The 13,795-nt window shown below is 69.1% G+C and carries 14 protein-coding genes; 7 read left to right on the plus strand and 7 right to left on the minus strand.

The window, feature by feature from the left end; genetic code table 11:
• The first annotated feature begins 129 nt into the window (after positions 1-129).
• Entirely contained in the window at positions 130-1,338 is a 1,209-nt protein-coding gene (locus PO605_RS16465) for a CaiB/BaiF CoA transferase family protein (protein ID WP_013799976.1), read from the plus strand.
• A gap of 71 nt (positions 1,339-1,409) precedes the next feature.
• A complete protein-coding gene (locus tag PO605_RS16470) occupies positions 1,410-2,411 on the plus strand; it encodes a Bug family tripartite tricarboxylate transporter substrate binding protein (RefSeq protein ID WP_013799975.1) in 1,002 nt (333 codons plus the stop codon).
• A 188-nt stretch (positions 2,412-2,599) separates the two neighbouring features.
• Here the strand turns inward: PO605_RS16470 and PO605_RS16475 are convergent, their stop codons facing one another.
• Together PO605_RS16475 and PO605_RS16480 are read right to left on the minus strand one after the other, a co-directional pair.
• Positions 2,600-3,889: a M20/M25/M40 family metallo-hydrolase gene (locus tag PO605_RS16475; protein WP_016452280.1), complete on the minus strand. Its 1,290-nt coding sequence runs from the start codon at positions 3,887-3,889 to the stop codon at positions 2,600-2,602.
• 156 nt (positions 3,890-4,045) lie between these two features.
• Positions 4,046-5,320: an MFS transporter gene (locus PO605_RS16480; RefSeq protein WP_016452281.1), complete on the minus strand. Its 1,275-nt coding sequence runs from the start codon at positions 5,318-5,320 to the stop codon at positions 4,046-4,048.
• Positions 5,321-5,385: 65 nt separating this feature from the next.
• Here PO605_RS16480 and PO605_RS16485 point away from each other — a divergent pair, with 65 nt between their 5' ends.
• From PO605_RS16485 to sorU, 5 genes are all read left to right on the plus strand, one after another.
• Entirely contained in the window at positions 5,386-6,396 is a 1,011-nt protein-coding gene (locus tag PO605_RS16485) for an AraC family transcriptional regulator (protein ID WP_272206648.1), read from the plus strand.
• A gap of 98 nt (positions 6,397-6,494) precedes the next feature.
• Positions 6,495-7,055, plus strand: coding sequence for an RNA polymerase sigma factor (locus tag PO605_RS16490; RefSeq protein ID WP_047472170.1), 561 nt, complete (start codon positions 6,495-6,497; stop codon positions 7,053-7,055).
• A gap of 11 nt (positions 7,056-7,066) precedes the next feature.
• Positions 7,067-7,654, plus strand: coding sequence for a hypothetical protein (locus tag PO605_RS16495; RefSeq protein ID WP_070080768.1), 588 nt, complete (start codon positions 7,067-7,069; stop codon positions 7,652-7,654).
• Between the two features lie 44 nt (positions 7,655-7,698).
• Positions 7,699-8,946: a SorT family sulfite dehydrogenase catalytic subunit gene (gene sorT / locus PO605_RS16500; RefSeq protein ID WP_272206649.1), complete on the plus strand. Its 1,248-nt coding sequence runs from the start codon at positions 7,699-7,701 to the stop codon at positions 8,944-8,946.
• A 94-nt stretch (positions 8,947-9,040) separates the two neighbouring features.
• On the plus strand, positions 9,041-9,388 hold the full coding sequence (gene sorU, locus PO605_RS16505; protein WP_047470816.1) for a SorU family sulfite dehydrogenase c-type cytochrome subunit: 348 nt from the start codon (positions 9,041-9,043) through the stop codon (positions 9,386-9,388).
• Positions 9,389-9,401: 13 nt separating this feature from the next.
• Here the strand turns inward: sorU and PO605_RS16510 are convergent, their stop codons facing one another.
• The 5 genes from PO605_RS16510 to PO605_RS16530 form a co-directional block, all read right to left on the minus strand.
• Entirely contained in the window at positions 9,402-10,226 is an 825-nt protein-coding gene (locus tag PO605_RS16510) for a hypothetical protein (RefSeq protein WP_016452286.1), read from the minus strand.
• Between the two features lie 24 nt (positions 10,227-10,250).
• Positions 10,251-11,285: a peptidoglycan-binding domain-containing protein gene (locus PO605_RS16515; RefSeq protein WP_016452287.1), complete on the minus strand. Its 1,035-nt coding sequence runs from the start codon at positions 11,283-11,285 to the stop codon at positions 10,251-10,253.
• Between the two features lie 195 nt (positions 11,286-11,480).
• Positions 11,481-12,416 carry a ParB/RepB/Spo0J family partition protein gene (locus tag PO605_RS16520; protein WP_047471580.1) on the minus strand — a complete coding sequence of 312 codons (936 nt, stop codon included), beginning with the start codon at positions 12,414-12,416 and terminating at the stop codon, positions 11,481-11,483.
• A gap of 13 nt (positions 12,417-12,429) precedes the next feature.
• Complete coding sequence (locus tag PO605_RS16525) at positions 12,430-12,990, minus strand: RBBP9/YdeN family alpha/beta hydrolase (RefSeq protein WP_272206650.1); 561 nt, start codon at positions 12,988-12,990, stop codon at positions 12,430-12,432.
• Between the two features lie 168 nt (positions 12,991-13,158).
• Positions 13,159-13,795: ParA family protein (locus PO605_RS16530; protein ID WP_272206651.1), on the minus strand; the 637-nt coding region annotated here is incomplete at its 5' end.

Raw genomic sequence — 13,795 nt, forward strand, 5'->3', positions numbered from 1 at the left:
TGTCAAACCTCAGTACACACAATGTCCATTTTTTAGCACGATTGTCAAAGTCCATAAACGAATGAAGAATGCGGGCCTGCCCGGGCATCACCGGCCCGTTGCGGTTTTCGTGGTTCGACAAGGTTTCGCATGAGTGCTCTCCCCTCTTCCCTGCCGCTGGACGGCGTGCGCGTCCTGGATCTTTCGCGCGTGCTGGCCGGACCCATGTGTGCCATGGCGCTGGCCGACCTGGGTGCCGATGTCGTCAAGGTCGAGCACCCGGGCCGCGGCGACGACACGCGCGACTGGGGCGTGCGCGTGGGCCAGCGCAACACCTCCTACTTCAACAGCGCCAACCGCAACAAGCGCTCGGTCACGCTGGACCTGCAGGCCGAAGAGGGCCTGCGCATCGCACGCGAGCTGGCGGCCGACAGCGACGTGGTCATCCAGAACTTCAAGGTCGGCGGCGCCGAGAAGCTGGGGCTGGGCTACGAGCAGCTGTCGCAGTTGAACCCGCGCCTGGTGTACTGCTCCATCTCGGGCTACTCGCGCAGCGGCCCCGAGGCCACGCGGCCCGGCTACGACCTGGTGGTGCAGGGCGAGTCCGGCATCATGGCCATGAACGGCGAGCAGGGCCAGGGCCCGCTAAAGTTCGGCGTGGCCGCCGTGGACATGTTCACGGGCATGTACTCGGCCCAGGCCATCCTGGCGGCGCTCTACGAGCGCGAGCGCAGCGGGCGCGGCCGCCATGTGCAGATGGCCCTGTACGACTGCGGCCTGATGATCACCAGCTACTACGGCATGGAGGCCTTGCTCAAGGCCGGCGACCCGCCCAAGTTCGGCAACGCCCATCCGTCCATCGTGCCCTACGGCGTGTTCGAGGCGGCCGACGGCCCGCTGGTCATCACCGTGGGCAACAACGGCCAGTTCCAGCGCTTTTGCACCGACGTCATCGCCAAGCCCGAGTGGGCCGCCGACGAGCGCTTTGCCACCAATACCGCACGCTCGGCAAACCGCGATCTGCTGATGCCGCTGGTGCAGGCCGAGCTGCTGCGCTTCACGCGCGCCCAGTTGCTCGAATGCCTGACGGCCGCGCAGATTCCCTGCGGCGAGGTGCTGGGCCTGTTCGAGGCCCTGAACTCGCAGCGCACGGCCGACGCCGGCCTGCTGCACCGCTTCGAGGACAGCGAGGCCGGCAGCCAGTCCGTGCTGGCCCCGCCCTATGCGCTGGACGGCCAGCGCCTGCCCGTGCGCCGCCCGCCGCCGCACCAGGGCGAACACACCGACGAGGTGCTGCAGCAGCGCCTGGGCCTGGACGAACAGGCCCGCGCCGCACTGCGCGCCAAAAACATCATCTGAGAGCGCGCAGACGTTCCCACCCAGACCGCTCCACGGCTCTCATTTCCACCCCTTCCCGCTTGAGGAGACATATGACTTCCACCCCCTTCCAGGCCTCGCGCCGCCAGATCCTTTCCGCCGCCTGCGCCACCGCCATCGCCACGCTGGCCCCCGCCGCACGCGCACAAAGCCAGTGGCCCGACAAGCTGATCAAGCTGACCGTGGCCTTCCCGCCCGGCGGCCCCACCGACACGGCCGCGCGCATCGTCGCGCAGCGCCTGACCGAGCGCCTGGGCCAGACCATCGTCATCGACAACCGCCCCGGCGCCTCGGGCTCGGTGGGCACGGCGGCCTTCATCAAGTCGCAGCCCGACGGCTACTCGCTGTCCATGTTCGGCATGCCCGCGCTGCTGGCGCCCATGCTGTTCAACAACAACCTGTACGACGTGCGCAAGGACTTCCTGCCCGTGGCCACGGTCTATGACCTGCCCATGGCCATCGTCATCAACCCGCGCGAGCTGCCGGACGTGACCAACCTGCAGCAGCTGATCGAGCACGCCAAGAAGGCCAAGCCCGCGCTGAACTACACCAGCTCGGGCACGGGCAGCTTCGGCCACCTGTCCATGGAGCAGCTCAAGGACCTGGGCGGCTTCGACATGCAGCACGTGCCCTACCGCGGCAGCGCGCCGGCCGTGACCGACCTGATCGGCGGCCAGATCGCCGTGATGTTCGCCGATGTGGTCGCGGCCCTGCCCCACATCCAGGCGGGCAAGCTGCGCGCCATTGCCGTCAGCTCGCAAAAGGCCAAGCAGCTGCTGCCGAACGTGAAGTCGGTGGCCGAGCAGGGCTTCCCCGGCTTCGACGCCGACACCTGGGGCGGCCTGATCGCACCGCTGAACACGCCTCCCGCCGTGGTCCAGCGCCTGAACCAGGAGCTCAAGCTCATCCTGGCCGAGCCCGAGCTGCAAAAGAAGATGCTGGCCGCAGGCGCCATTGCCACCTACCAGGACGGCGCGGCCATGAAGGCGCGCCTGAATGCCGACTTCACGCGCTGGAGCAAGATCGCGAAAGACAAGAACATCAGCTCCCAGTAAGAGACAAAGAGCGCTCCACGATGCGCCTTCAGGGCATGCCGCAAGGCATGCCCTTTTTTGCTTTTTGACCCCGCCATCTGCAGAGTGCGCCAGGTTTCGCCGCCGGGCCGCCCCAAGGCGAAACGCGGCCCCCTCGGGGGGCGCCCGGCCAGAGGCAGCGGACCATGCGAAGCAGGGGAGCGTGGGGGCTACTTCGACAGATCCATGATCATGCGCGTGGCCAGGTACAGGCGCGGCACGATGGTGTTCAGCTGCACATACTCCGCATCATTGGAGTGCGCACCGTAGCCGCTCAGGCCAAAGCCCTCGATGACGGCACCCTTGGCCTTGAGCGCCGCAAACGCCGCGTCGGTGCCGCCGCCCGTGGCCTTTTCCATCACGCTCATCTTCAGGCCCAGCTCATCGCTGTAGATGGTCTGCGCCTGTTTGGCCAGGCTGCGCGAGGCCTCGTTGGCCTCCAGCGGCGGGCGGCGCACTTCGAACTTGAGCTGCACCTTGCTGGCGTCCAGCAGCTTGTGGCCCACCTTGGCCTGCATGGCCTGCTCCAGCGCCGTGAAGTCGGCCACGCGCAGCGCGCGGGCGTCGGCCTGGGCCGTGGCCTCGGCGGGAATGACGTTGCGGTTGGTGCCGGCCTTGGCCACGGTCCAGTTGAGCTTGAGGCCGGTCTCGGGCTTGGACAGGTCCTTCATCTGCAGCAGCTGGTGCGACAGCTCGTACAGCGCATTCACGCCGTCCTCGGGCTTGGCGCCCGCGTGCGAGGCCTTGCCCTCGACCTTGAGGTAGGCCGCGCCGATGCCGCTGGTGGCCAGGCGCACGCCGCCGTCCGTGCCGCCACCTTCGAACGAGAAGACCGCATCCTGCTCGGCGCCCAGGCGCGTGATGGTGCTGCGCGCGCCGGGCGAGCTGATTTCCTCGTCGCTGTTCATCAGCACGGTCAGCGTGCCGTAGTTGTCGAAGCCCAGCTGGCGCAGCATGGCCACGGTGTGCAGGATCAGGGCCACGCCCTGCTTGTCGTCGGCAATGCCCAGGCCGTAGGCGCGCTCGCCGTCGATGCGAAACGGCTGGTCCTTGAGCATGCCGCGCAGGTAGACCGTGTCCATGTGGGCGATCAGCATGATGCGGCTGGTGCCCTTGCCCTTGAACTCGGCATGCACCATGGGGCCGATCTTCTCGGGCGTGTCACCCAGCCGGTAGACGTCGGTGGGCTGCAGGATCTCGACCTTGCCGCCCTGCTCGCGCAGCTTGCCGGCCACGTAGTTGGCGATCTGCTCCACGCCCTCCATGTCCTTGCTGCCCGACTCGATGTGCACCAGCTCGCGCAGCGTGTCCAGCAGGGGCTGCTGGTGCTTTTGCGCCAGCGCCTGGATATCGGCCTTGGGCGCAGCCAGGGCACTGCCGGACAGGCCGGCCATGGCGAGGGCCAGCGCCAGCGGGGCGCTGCGGAACATGAGGGAAAGCGGTGCGAAGGCGGAACGCATGGACAGGTCTCCTGTGTTGAAAAGTTGTGCCTGCACGATAGCAGGCGCCGCGCAGTGCGCACGCAATTGGCGTGCCTGTTTTGTCCATCTCTGCGCCCAAAGCAAAGGCCCCGCAAGCTTGGGCCTGCGGGGCCTTGTGGGGAGTGCGACCCGGTATCAGCCCGCGCTCAGCGCCATGCCGCTTTTCCGGCTCACGCCATCGCCCACGACCACGGCCGACACCACGCTCAGCACCAGGGCAATGGCCGATCCGTAGAACACGCCGTGGCTCATGCCGTGGTCCAGCATGTAGCCGAACACAGGGGCCGCCAGGCAAAAGCCCAGGTCCAGGCCCGAATACACCGTGCCGTAGACGCGGCCCGTGGCGCCGGGCGGGGCGGCGCGCTTGATCAGCATGTCGCGCGAGGGGCCGGCCAGGCCCGTGCCCAGGCCCGCGATGGAGGCCACGGCCACGGCCGCCATGGCCGGCAGCCAGCCCGTGCCGACCAGGAACAGCGCAACACCCGAGCCCAGCATGCAGATGGAGATCACCTTCTCCAGCCGCTGCACGCGGCCCACGAGGAAGCCGCCGGCCAGCATGCCTGCCGCGCCGCAGAGCATGTAGCCCGTGACGATCAGCGCCGTCACGCTCAGCGGCAGTCCGTACATGGACTGCATGGCGGGGCTGGCAAAGCTCTGGATGGCGCTGAGCGCGCAGGTGCTCCAGAAGAAAAACGAGAAGCACAGCCAGACCGAGGGCAGCTTCAGGAAGGCCATGGGATGCTCCTGCGGCACGGCGGCCGCAGCGGCGCGCGCCGCGGGGGCCTGGGCATCGGCCGCACGGTCGTCCAGCGCCTCGCGGTTGAGCACCATGATGGTGAGGATGACGGCGGCCAGGGCCGCGCCGCACAGGCAGGCCAGGCGCCACGAGCCCGTGGCCGTGGTGATGCCCGCCATGAACAGCGGCGCCAGCGCCCAGCCGATATTGCCCGACAGGCCGTGCACCGAGAACGCATGGCCGATGCGCTTGGCCGACACGCGCTTGTTGAGAATGGTGAAGTCCACCGGGTGGAAGGGCGCATTGCCCAGGCCCGCGAAGAAGGCCGCCAGCAGCAGCATTCCATAGCCCTGCGCCAGGCTGGCGACCACGCCCGCCACGGTGAAGCTGCCCAGCGCCGCAAACAGAATGGGGCGCGCGCCGAAGCGGTCCACGGCAAAGCCGGCCATGGCCTGTCCCACGCCGGAGACCACGAAGAACAGCGACACCATCACGCTGAGTTCGGCATAGCTGTAGCCGAACTCGGCGATCAGCCACGGAAACAGCGGCGGCAGCAGCAGGTGGAAGAAATGCGAGGAACCATGCGCCAGGCCGATCAGGCCGATGGTGCGCACATCGCTGCGCAGCGGGTCCGGCGCCACGGCGTCCGGCATGGAAGAGGAAGAGGCGGTCATGGGCCGCATCTTAGGCAGCAGCGTTTCGTCTTGTATGCGATAGTCTGCCAACTTCTATCGCAAACATGCCAAAGCCTGTCTCCACGCCCGGCACCCCTGCCGACACTCTTGCCGACACCCTGCCCAGCACCTGCCCCGCAGCCGCACTGCGGTCGGTGCGCAGGGCCCGGCCGATGGAGCCGGTGGAGGCCCTGCATCCGCACCTGTTCGTGCCCACGCCCCAGCGCCCCGTGCGCGCCAAGCAGCATCGCCTGTCGGCACGCACGCGCGTCATACCGCACAGCCACAGCTGGGCACAGATCGCCATCTCGCTGGACGGCGTGCTGCACCTGTCGGCCCCCCAGGGCACGCTGATCGCCCCACCCTCCAAGGCCGTGTGGATTCCGCCCGGCCTGGTCCACGCCGTGGCCATGGTCGAGGAAGCCGATCTCGTCTCCATCTACGTGCTGCAGGACGATCCGGCCCAGGGCCCCGTACTGCCGGACCTCCCGTCCTGCGGCGTGGCCTGCAACCCGCAGGACTGGGCACGCTGCCGCGTGCTGGAGGTTTCGCCGCTGATGCGCGAGCTGATCACGGCCCTGCCCAAGCAAAGCGATGACCAGCCCGCACCGGACGCCGCCACCCTGCAGCGCGAGCACCATCTGAGCGCCCTGCTGCTGGAAGAACTGCGCCGCGCCAGCGAAGTCCACCTTGGCGTGAACATGCCCCAGGACAAGCGGCTGCGCATGCTCTGCGAGGCCGTCGTGGCCGACCCCACCCAGCACGAGAGCCTGGCCGACTGGGCGGCAGACACCGGCGCCAGCCCGCGCACCGTGGCCCGGCTGTTCCAGCAGCAGCTGGGCTGCAGCTTCACCACCTGGCGCCAGCAAGTCGTGCTGGCCCACGGCCTGAGCCTGGCCGCGCGCGGCCTTCCCATACAGCAGATCGCGGCCGAGCTGGAATACAGCCCCAGCGCCTTCAGCGCCATGGTGCACCGCACGGTGGGCATGCCTCCGGCACGGTTCTTCGGGCAGCAGGCCGGCTCCGCTGCCCACAGGGTCGGATCAGGCGCTGTATCGCGGCCGACCAGGGAATGACTGGGAACCACCTCCTCTTCGCGATAGCTGATCCGATATAGGGTTTGCCTAAGGCCAGCCCATGGAATAGGGCGGCGCCCTGCGTGCTCTTATGCCGCATGATCTCCACCGCCGAGTCGCGCTACAACCAGTGGGTGCGCGAGCACTACCGATTCCTGCTGCGCAGCGCCTGGGCGCTGACCGGCTCGCGCGCGCTGGCCGAGGACGTGGTGCAGGACTGCTTCACCAGCGCCTGGCGCTTTCGCCACCAGCTGCGCGAGGCCGCAATGGCGCGGGCCTGGCTGTTCCAGATCATGCGCCGCCATGCCTTCCGGCACCTTGCGCCATCGGCCCATCTGGTCAGCGATGACGAGGCGCTGGACCAGCATCCCGCCCCCTCCCCCTCGCCTTCGGCGCTGGATGACCGGCTCGACGTGGTCAAGGCGCTGTCGCGCATCGCCCCCATCCACCGCGAAGTGCTGGTGCTCTATTACTTCGACGACATGCCCACGGCCCAGATGGCCGAGGCCCTGGACATTGCGCCGGGCACGGTGCTGTCGCGCCTGTCACGCGCCCGCGATGCGCTGAAGGCGGCCCTGGAGCAGGCCGCCCCGGCGCCTGCTCCAGAGACTGCCAGCGTGATCCCGCTGCGCCCCACCCCGCTGCGCGCCACCCGATAGCAAGGCTTGAAATGACTGCCCCGGACACGACCGACGAATCGGCCTTCGACCTGCGCGCACGCGCCGAACTGGCCCTGGCCTTCGACCCCGGGCCGCACGGCGAGCCGCCCGCCCATCTGCTGCGCCACACGCCCTGGCATGCGCGCAGCGGCGTGCGCCGGCTGATCGCCGCGCTGCTGGTGGGCAGCTCGGCCGCCACCGCCGTGTTCGCCATGCGCCCGCCCGAGCTGGTGCGCGCCGCCATCGAGCATGAGTACTACGAGCGCACGCTGCGCGGCAGCTTCATGCCCGAGGCCGAGGTGGCGCGCCGCCTGGACCTGCCGGCCGGCGAGAAGCTGCCCGGCTACACCCAGCTGATGCGGCCCTGCGACATCGACGGCACGCGCGCCTACCACCTGACCACCTTCTTCGAGAAGGGCGGCATCGTCACCGTGCTGGCCTTCGACCAGCCCCAGCGCCTGGCCGATGGCCAGGGCTGGTGGGCCAACATGCACTGGCAGGTCGTTCGCTCGCGCGAAGGCCGGCCGCTGGTGCTGGTAGCCCAGAAGAAACAGGCCCTGGCCGTGGCCAGCAAGGCCCTGGGCCCCCCTGCCCCATGAGACGCAATGACACGCCCCATGACAACCACCACGAGGAGACAACCATGAACCACTTGCCGACATCGCCCACTTCCCCCGCGCGCCGCAGCCTGCTGGCCGGCAGCGCCAGCGCGCTGGCCGCAGCTGGCCTGGCCGGCCTGCACCAGGGCGCACTGGCCCAGGCCCAGGCCCAGGCACCCGCAGCTGCGGCAGCACCGGCGGCCAAGCCCCTGCCCGGCTACGCGGGCTGGAAGAAGGCCGATGCCCTCATCGTCCACAGCTCCACCACCATAGAGACGCGGCGCGGCGCCTTCGGCACCAGCGTGATCACGCCCAGCGACCAGCTCTATGTGCGCAACAACCTGCCCACACCGCCCGAATCCATCGTGGCCGACCGCGATGCCTGGCAGCTGCAGGTGGAGGGCGTGCGCCAGCCCCGCAGCCTCAGCGTGCGCGAGCTCAAGTCCCTGGGCCTGGAGACTGTGGCCATGGTGCTGCAGTGCTCGGGCAATGGCCGGGCCTTCTTTCCCAGCAAGCCCAGCGGCACGGCCTGGACCGTGGGTGCGGCCGGCTGCGTGGTCTGGAGCGGCGTGCCCGTGCGCGAGGTGGTCAAGGCCCTGGGCGGCGTGGCCGACGGCGGCCTCTACATGACCGGCACGGGCGGCGAGGTGCTGCCTGCGGGGCTGGACCCCAAGAGCGTCATCGTCGAGCGCTCGGTGCCGCTGTCGGCCATGGAAGACGCGCTGCTGGCCTGGGAGATGAACGGCGAGCCCATCCCGCTGGCCCATGGCGGGCCGCTGCGCCTGATCGTGCCCGGCTACACCGGCGTGAACAACATCAAGTACATCAAGCAGCTGGCCTTCACGCCGCGCGAGAGCGAGGCCCACATCATGTCCCACGGCTACCGCATCTCGCCGCCCGGCAGCAAGGGTGACCCGAGCCAGCCCTCGGTGCAGGAGATGAGCGTCAAGTCCTGGATCAACTCGCCCCTGCCCGAGGACGGTGGGCAGGCCGCCGGCCTGGTGCAGATCCACGGCGTGGCCTTTGGCGGCATGGATGCCGTCAAGGGCGTGGAGGTGTCCACGGACGGCGGCAAGAGCTGGCAGGCCGCGCGCCTGGTCGGCCCCGACCTGGGCAAGTACGCCTGGCGCCAGTTCGTGCTGCAGGCGCGCCTGCCCAAGGGCACGCATGTGCTGGCCAGCCGCGCCACCGACGCGCGCGGCCGGGTCCAGCCCGAGACGCGCGGCGAAAACCAGAGTGGCTACAACAACACCAGTTGGGCCGACCACGCCGTGACCGTCACCGTGGCCTGAACACGGCCCGCGCGCTCATCCCGCCCCCTTCTCTTCACCCCCGTCACCTCCCGCACACGGCGCCAGACCGTGGCGGGCCCGTACCCCCATTGCCATGTTCACGATGAAACACCTGATCCACACCGCCCTGCTGGGCGGCACTTTGCTCGGCAGCGCCCTGCTGTGCGCCCCCGCCTTTGCCGATGAAGCGGCCCAGATGGCCCTGGGCAAGAAGCTGTTCGCCACGGCCACGCCCGCCTGCGCGCTGTGCCACACGCTCAAGGACGCGGGTGCCGAGGGCGCCATCGGCCCCGTGCTCGACGAGCTCAAGCCCGATGCCGCGCGCGTGGCCCGTGCCCTGCGCGACGGCATAGGCGCCATGCCCTCATTCAAGGCCACGCTCAGCGAGGCCGAGATCGCCGCGCTGTCGCTCTACGTAAGCAAGGCCAGCGCGAAGAAGTAGGCGGCACGGCCCCTCACCGCCGTTCCTGCAGCTCCCGCAGGGCCTTTTCGTAAGGCGTTTCCTCGGGCTCGGGAACATGCACCACGGCCTCGCCGGCACCGCCCAGCGGCATGCGGTAGACCCAGAGGCTGTGCCGGCCCGGTCCCTGGCGCTGCCAGGAGGGCTCCACGCCGGGCAGCGCAAAGTCCAGGCTGACCAGCCAGGCGCCCTCAGGCAGCTCCGTGGCGGCCTTGACGGCTGCACGGCCCATGCTTTCAGGGCGCTGGAACAGGTAGACCATCTGGTAGCCGCTCCAGTCGGCCAGCCAGATATCGGCGCGGCGCACACGGGCCCAGGGGCAGCGCAGCGCGCACAGCCAGCGCAGCGGCCAGCTCCACTCCATGCCGTTGAGCCGCGCCTGCGGGTACTGCCCGCGCAGCGCGCGCAGGCCGTCACCCAGGCCGCAGCCGGCATCGAGCACGGCCGCGCCGTCCGGCAGCGGCGCGGCATCGGCCAGGCCTTGCAGCGCATCGGCGGGCGTGGGAAACAGCGGCGCATCGCGCCAGGCGTTGAGCGGGTAGACCAGGGCGAGCAGGCCCAGCGCCGCCAGCCACAGCCAGGGGCTGATGGCGGCCAGGCCGCCCGGTCCCCACAGCATCAGGCAGGACAGCGGAAAGCCCGCCGCCACGGCCAGACGCCGCCACCAGGGCGTGGCCAGCAGGCTGGCGAGCACGCCCAAAAAACAGGCCGCCAGCCAGGCGGCCAGCGGCCCTAGGGTCGATTGCAGCGCGGCGTAAACAAGCCAGGCGCCGGCCCAGGCAAGAAGGGCCGGGGCCGGCCAGGGAAGGCGCCGCATCATGCGCGCCCTCCGGCCGGGAGCCGCTTATTGCTGTTGCAGTGCTTGCGAGGTGGCACGGTCGAGGCGGCCGGTCTGCGGCAGGCTCTGGTCGCGCTGGAATTCGCGCAGGGCGTTCTGGGTGTTCTTGCCCATGGCGCCGTCAGGCGTGCCTGCGGTGTAGCCCAGGGCGTTGAGCTTTTGCTGCGCGGCGCGCAGCGACATGCCGGCGGCATTGGCGCCCGGAGCCGATGTCTGCGACGGTGCGGCACCGCCGTCCACGCCCAGGCGTCCACCGCCGCCCAGGCCCTGGCCCTTGACGGTCTGTGCCTTGTAGTTGCGCAGCGCGCGCACCATCTGGTTGTAGGCGTCCATGAAGGCGGCGGCGATCACCTTGCCTTCGGCCGTGCGCGTGTAGCCGCCCAGCGAGGCGCCGGCGGAGCCGCCGAACAGCGCGCCCATGCCGCCCCAGTCGGTCTTGGAAGACGAGCCTTCGGAAGCCGACACCTGCACGCCCGAACGGTTGTCCACCAGGGCCAGCATGACCGAGGCCTCGCGGGTCTTGGTGGCTGCAGCCAGCGCGCCGAAGATGCCGCCTGCGCGGCCGCCGATGGCGCCGCCCATGCCGCCGGCATCGCTCTGGTTGAAGATCACTTCGGGGGACAGGCCGTAGTCGGAGGCCACCATCTGGCCCTTGCCCAGGTTGCTGCCGCCGCGCATTTCGCCCGAGTCCATCAGCGCGCGTTCACGCGCCATGGCACCCATGCCGGCCGCGCCGCGTTCCACGACGATGAAGCAGTTGGACTGCTGGATCATCAGGCGCAGCAGCTGCGATGTGGGCGGCAGGCGGTACTGCTGGGTGAGGATGGTGTACCAGCCGGCGGTCTGGTTCTCGACCAGGGAGATGGTGCCCAGCGAGGAATCGCAGCGCTCCAGCTCGGTGTTGGCGTTCTCGGCGCTGGCACCGCCCGCGGCGCCCGTGGCCACGGTCTTGGCTTCCGGCGAACCCATGCGCATGTCGGTGGTCACGCAGCCGGTCAGCGCCACGGCGGCGATGGCAGTCAGGGCAAGATACTTCTTCACGTTGTAATCCTCTTGGTCTGGTCTAGGTGAATCAGCGCCAGGGCAATGGCGTCCACGCACTGGCAGCGTCGCCAGTCAGCGATTACACACAATTACCCCGCATAACAGCGCGCAAATATACCGGGATTCACCCTCGCGAAAAAGCGCTGCTTTGCTGGAGAACGACAGATCACAGACGGTTACAAGCTGTTGTCATCACTCGGGAGCATCGCCGCGCAAACGTTCGATCAGCCCGTTGAGCGCATCGAGCGAGCCGAACTGGATCGCCACTTCGCCCATTTCCTGCAGCTTGCCGCCCCGGCGCACGGACTTCTTGATGCGCACCTCGACATCGGCCATGAGCAGGTCGGACAGCTCTTCCTCCACGCGCTTGATGTCGCGCGTCTTGCCTTCCTTCTTGGACTTCTGGCGCACCAGGCTGAAGTCGGCGCCGATCTTCTTGACCAGGGCCTCGGCCTCGCGCACCGACAGCTTCTTGGCCGCGATCTGGTTGCCGGCCGTGATCTGGGCCGCGCGGTCCAGCGACAGCAGGGCGCGCGCATGGCCCATGTCGATGTCGCCGGCCATGAGCATGGTCTGCACCGGGTCGGCCAGGTTCAGCAGGCGCAGGATGTTGGTGGCCGCGCTGCGCGAGCGTCCCACGGCCTGGGCCGCCTGCTCGTGCGTGAGGCCGAATTCCTTGACCAGGCGCGACAGGCCCTGGGCCTCTTCCAGCGGGTTCAGGTCCTCGCGCTGGATGTTCTCGATCAGCGCCATGGCGGCGGCGGCCTCGTCGGGCACCTCGCGCACCAGCACCGGCACCTCGGCCAGGCCGGCGATGCGGGCCGCACGGAAGCGCCGCTCGCCCGCGATGATTTCGTACTTGCCGGCGTGGTCGCCCTTGGCCAGGCGGCGCACCAGGATGGGCTGCATGATGCCCTGGGCCTTGATGCTTTCGGCCAGCTCGTAGAGCGCGCCCTCGTCCATGTGGGTGCGCGGCTGGTACTGGCCGGGCACCATCACGTCCAGCTGCAGGATGCTGGGCAGCCCGGTCTCGGCCACGGGGCCGCCGGCCTCTTCCTTGTCGTGGACCTTGGGGCCGAGCAGGGCTTCGAGTCCGCGTCCCAGTCCCTTGGGTTTCTTGGTCACCATGGTGTTGTCCTTGTCAAAGCGACGCCAACAGCGCGTGTCCGCTGTCCCAGTCGCCCAGCCCGCTGGCCGTGTTGAGATGGCCCGAAGGCCCTGCATCGACAAAGCGCGCGCCCCAGGCATCGGCCAGGGTCTGCACGCGCTGCGCGCTGCAATAGATATCGTTGTTGCTGCCGACCACGATGGAGGCAAACGGCAGGCGCTGCATCATCACGGGCGACCAGCCAGGCAGCTGCTCGCGCAGCTGGGGCTGCTCGGTATCGCCGGGGGCGACCAGCAGCGCGCCACGCACCTTGCGGGCGGCCAGCGGCGAATGCGCAGCCCACCACGCCACAAGGATGCAGCCCAGACTGTGGGCCACCAGCACCACCGGGCGCGGCGCGTCGAGCACCGTCTCCTGCAGCCTGGCGCTCCAGTCGCCGCGCAGCGGACGGTCCCAGTCGTTTTGCTCCAGGCGGCGGTAGCCGTGGCGCTGCTCCCAGCGGCTTTGCCAGTGGCCGGCGTCCGAGTTCTGCCAGCCGGGCAGCAGCCAGACGTCCTCGGCAGTCACGCCGATTTGCATGGTCTGCTCAGCCATTTAAATAACCAATGCGCTGAGTTGCGCCTACAGCCCATGAAACCGGCGTGACCCAAGGCCAGTGACAGCAAGCAAGGGCCGCCCCGCAGCGAGGCTGTCGTCCCCCTCCCGCAGGAGAGGGGGAAGGCGCGAAGCGACTCAGGGGGTGTTGTGTCGAACCTTGCATGACTACATCTTCTTGATGCGGCGCACCATCTCGTGCGCGAAATCGATGAAGGCCTTGCTGCCCTTGGCGCCCGGGTCGAAGACCACGCCAGGCACGCCATAGCTGGGCGCCTCGGCCAGGCGCACATTGCGCGGGATCACGGTGTCGAAGACCTTGTCGCCGAAGTGCTCCTTGAGCTGGTCGCTGACCTGCTGCTGCAGCGTGGTGCGCGAGTCGAACATCACGCGCAGCAGGCCGATGATCTGCAGGTCGGGGTTCATGTTGGCATGCACCTGCTTGATGGTGTTGACCAGGTCGGTCAGGCCTTCGAGCGCGAAGTACTCGCACTGCATGGGCACGACCACGCCATGGGCCGCGCACAGGCCGTTCAGGGTGAGCATGGACAGGCTGGGCGGGCAGTCCACGAGCACGAAGTCGTAGTCGGCATCGGCCGCCCTGAGGGCGCCCTTCAGCCGCTCGTTGCGGCGCTCCAGCGTGACCAGCTCGATCTCGGCGCCGCTGAGTTCGCGGTTGGCGCCCAGCACGTCATAGCCCACGGCCTCGGAGCGCACGGCGGCTTCCTTGACGCTGGCGTTCTCCAGCAGCACGTCGTAGACCGACAGCTCCAGCGCGCGCTTGTCCACGCCCGAGCCCATGGTG

This window comes from Delftia sp. DT-2 (genome assembly GCF_028401915.1).
GTDB lineage: Bacteria > Pseudomonadota > Gammaproteobacteria > Burkholderiales > Burkholderiaceae_C > Comamonas > Comamonas tsuruhatensis.

Bases quoted from the DNA above. Each gene is read 5' to 3' on its own strand.
- PO605_RS16525 (WP_272206650.1), bottom strand. From the start codon at position 12,990: ATGGCTGAGCAGACCATGCAAATCGGCGTGACTGCCGAGGACGTCTGG.
- sorT (WP_272206649.1), top strand. From the start codon at position 7,699: ATGAACCACTTGCCGACATCGCCCACTTCCCCCGCGCGCCGCAGCCTG.
- PO605_RS16490 (WP_047472170.1), top strand. From the start codon at position 6,495: ATGATCTCCACCGCCGAGTCGCGCTACAACCAGTGGGTGCGCGAGCAC.
- PO605_RS16470 (WP_013799975.1), top strand. From the start codon at position 1,410: ATGACTTCCACCCCCTTCCAGGCCTCGCGCCGCCAGATCCTTTCCGCC.
- PO605_RS16465 (WP_013799976.1), top strand. From the start codon at position 130: ATGAGTGCTCTCCCCTCTTCCCTGCCGCTGGACGGCGTGCGCGTCCTG.
- sorU (WP_047470816.1), top strand. From the start codon at position 9,041: ATGTTCACGATGAAACACCTGATCCACACCGCCCTGCTGGGCGGCACT.
- PO605_RS16480 (WP_016452281.1), bottom strand. From the start codon at position 5,320: ATGACCGCCTCTTCCTCTTCCATGCCGGACGCCGTGGCGCCGGACCCG.
- PO605_RS16495 (WP_070080768.1), top strand. From the start codon at position 7,067: ATGACTGCCCCGGACACGACCGACGAATCGGCCTTCGACCTGCGCGCA.
- PO605_RS16475 (WP_016452280.1), bottom strand. From the start codon at position 3,889: ATGCGTTCCGCCTTCGCACCGCTTTCCCTCATGTTCCGCAGCGCCCCG.
- PO605_RS16510 (WP_016452286.1), bottom strand. From the start codon at position 10,226: ATGATGCGGCGCCTTCCCTGGCCGGCCCCGGCCCTTCTTGCCTGGGCC.
- PO605_RS16520 (WP_047471580.1), bottom strand. From the start codon at position 12,416: ATGGTGACCAAGAAACCCAAGGGACTGGGACGCGGACTCGAAGCCCTG.
- PO605_RS16485 (WP_272206648.1), top strand. From the start codon at position 5,386: ATGCCAAAGCCTGTCTCCACGCCCGGCACCCCTGCCGACACTCTTGCC.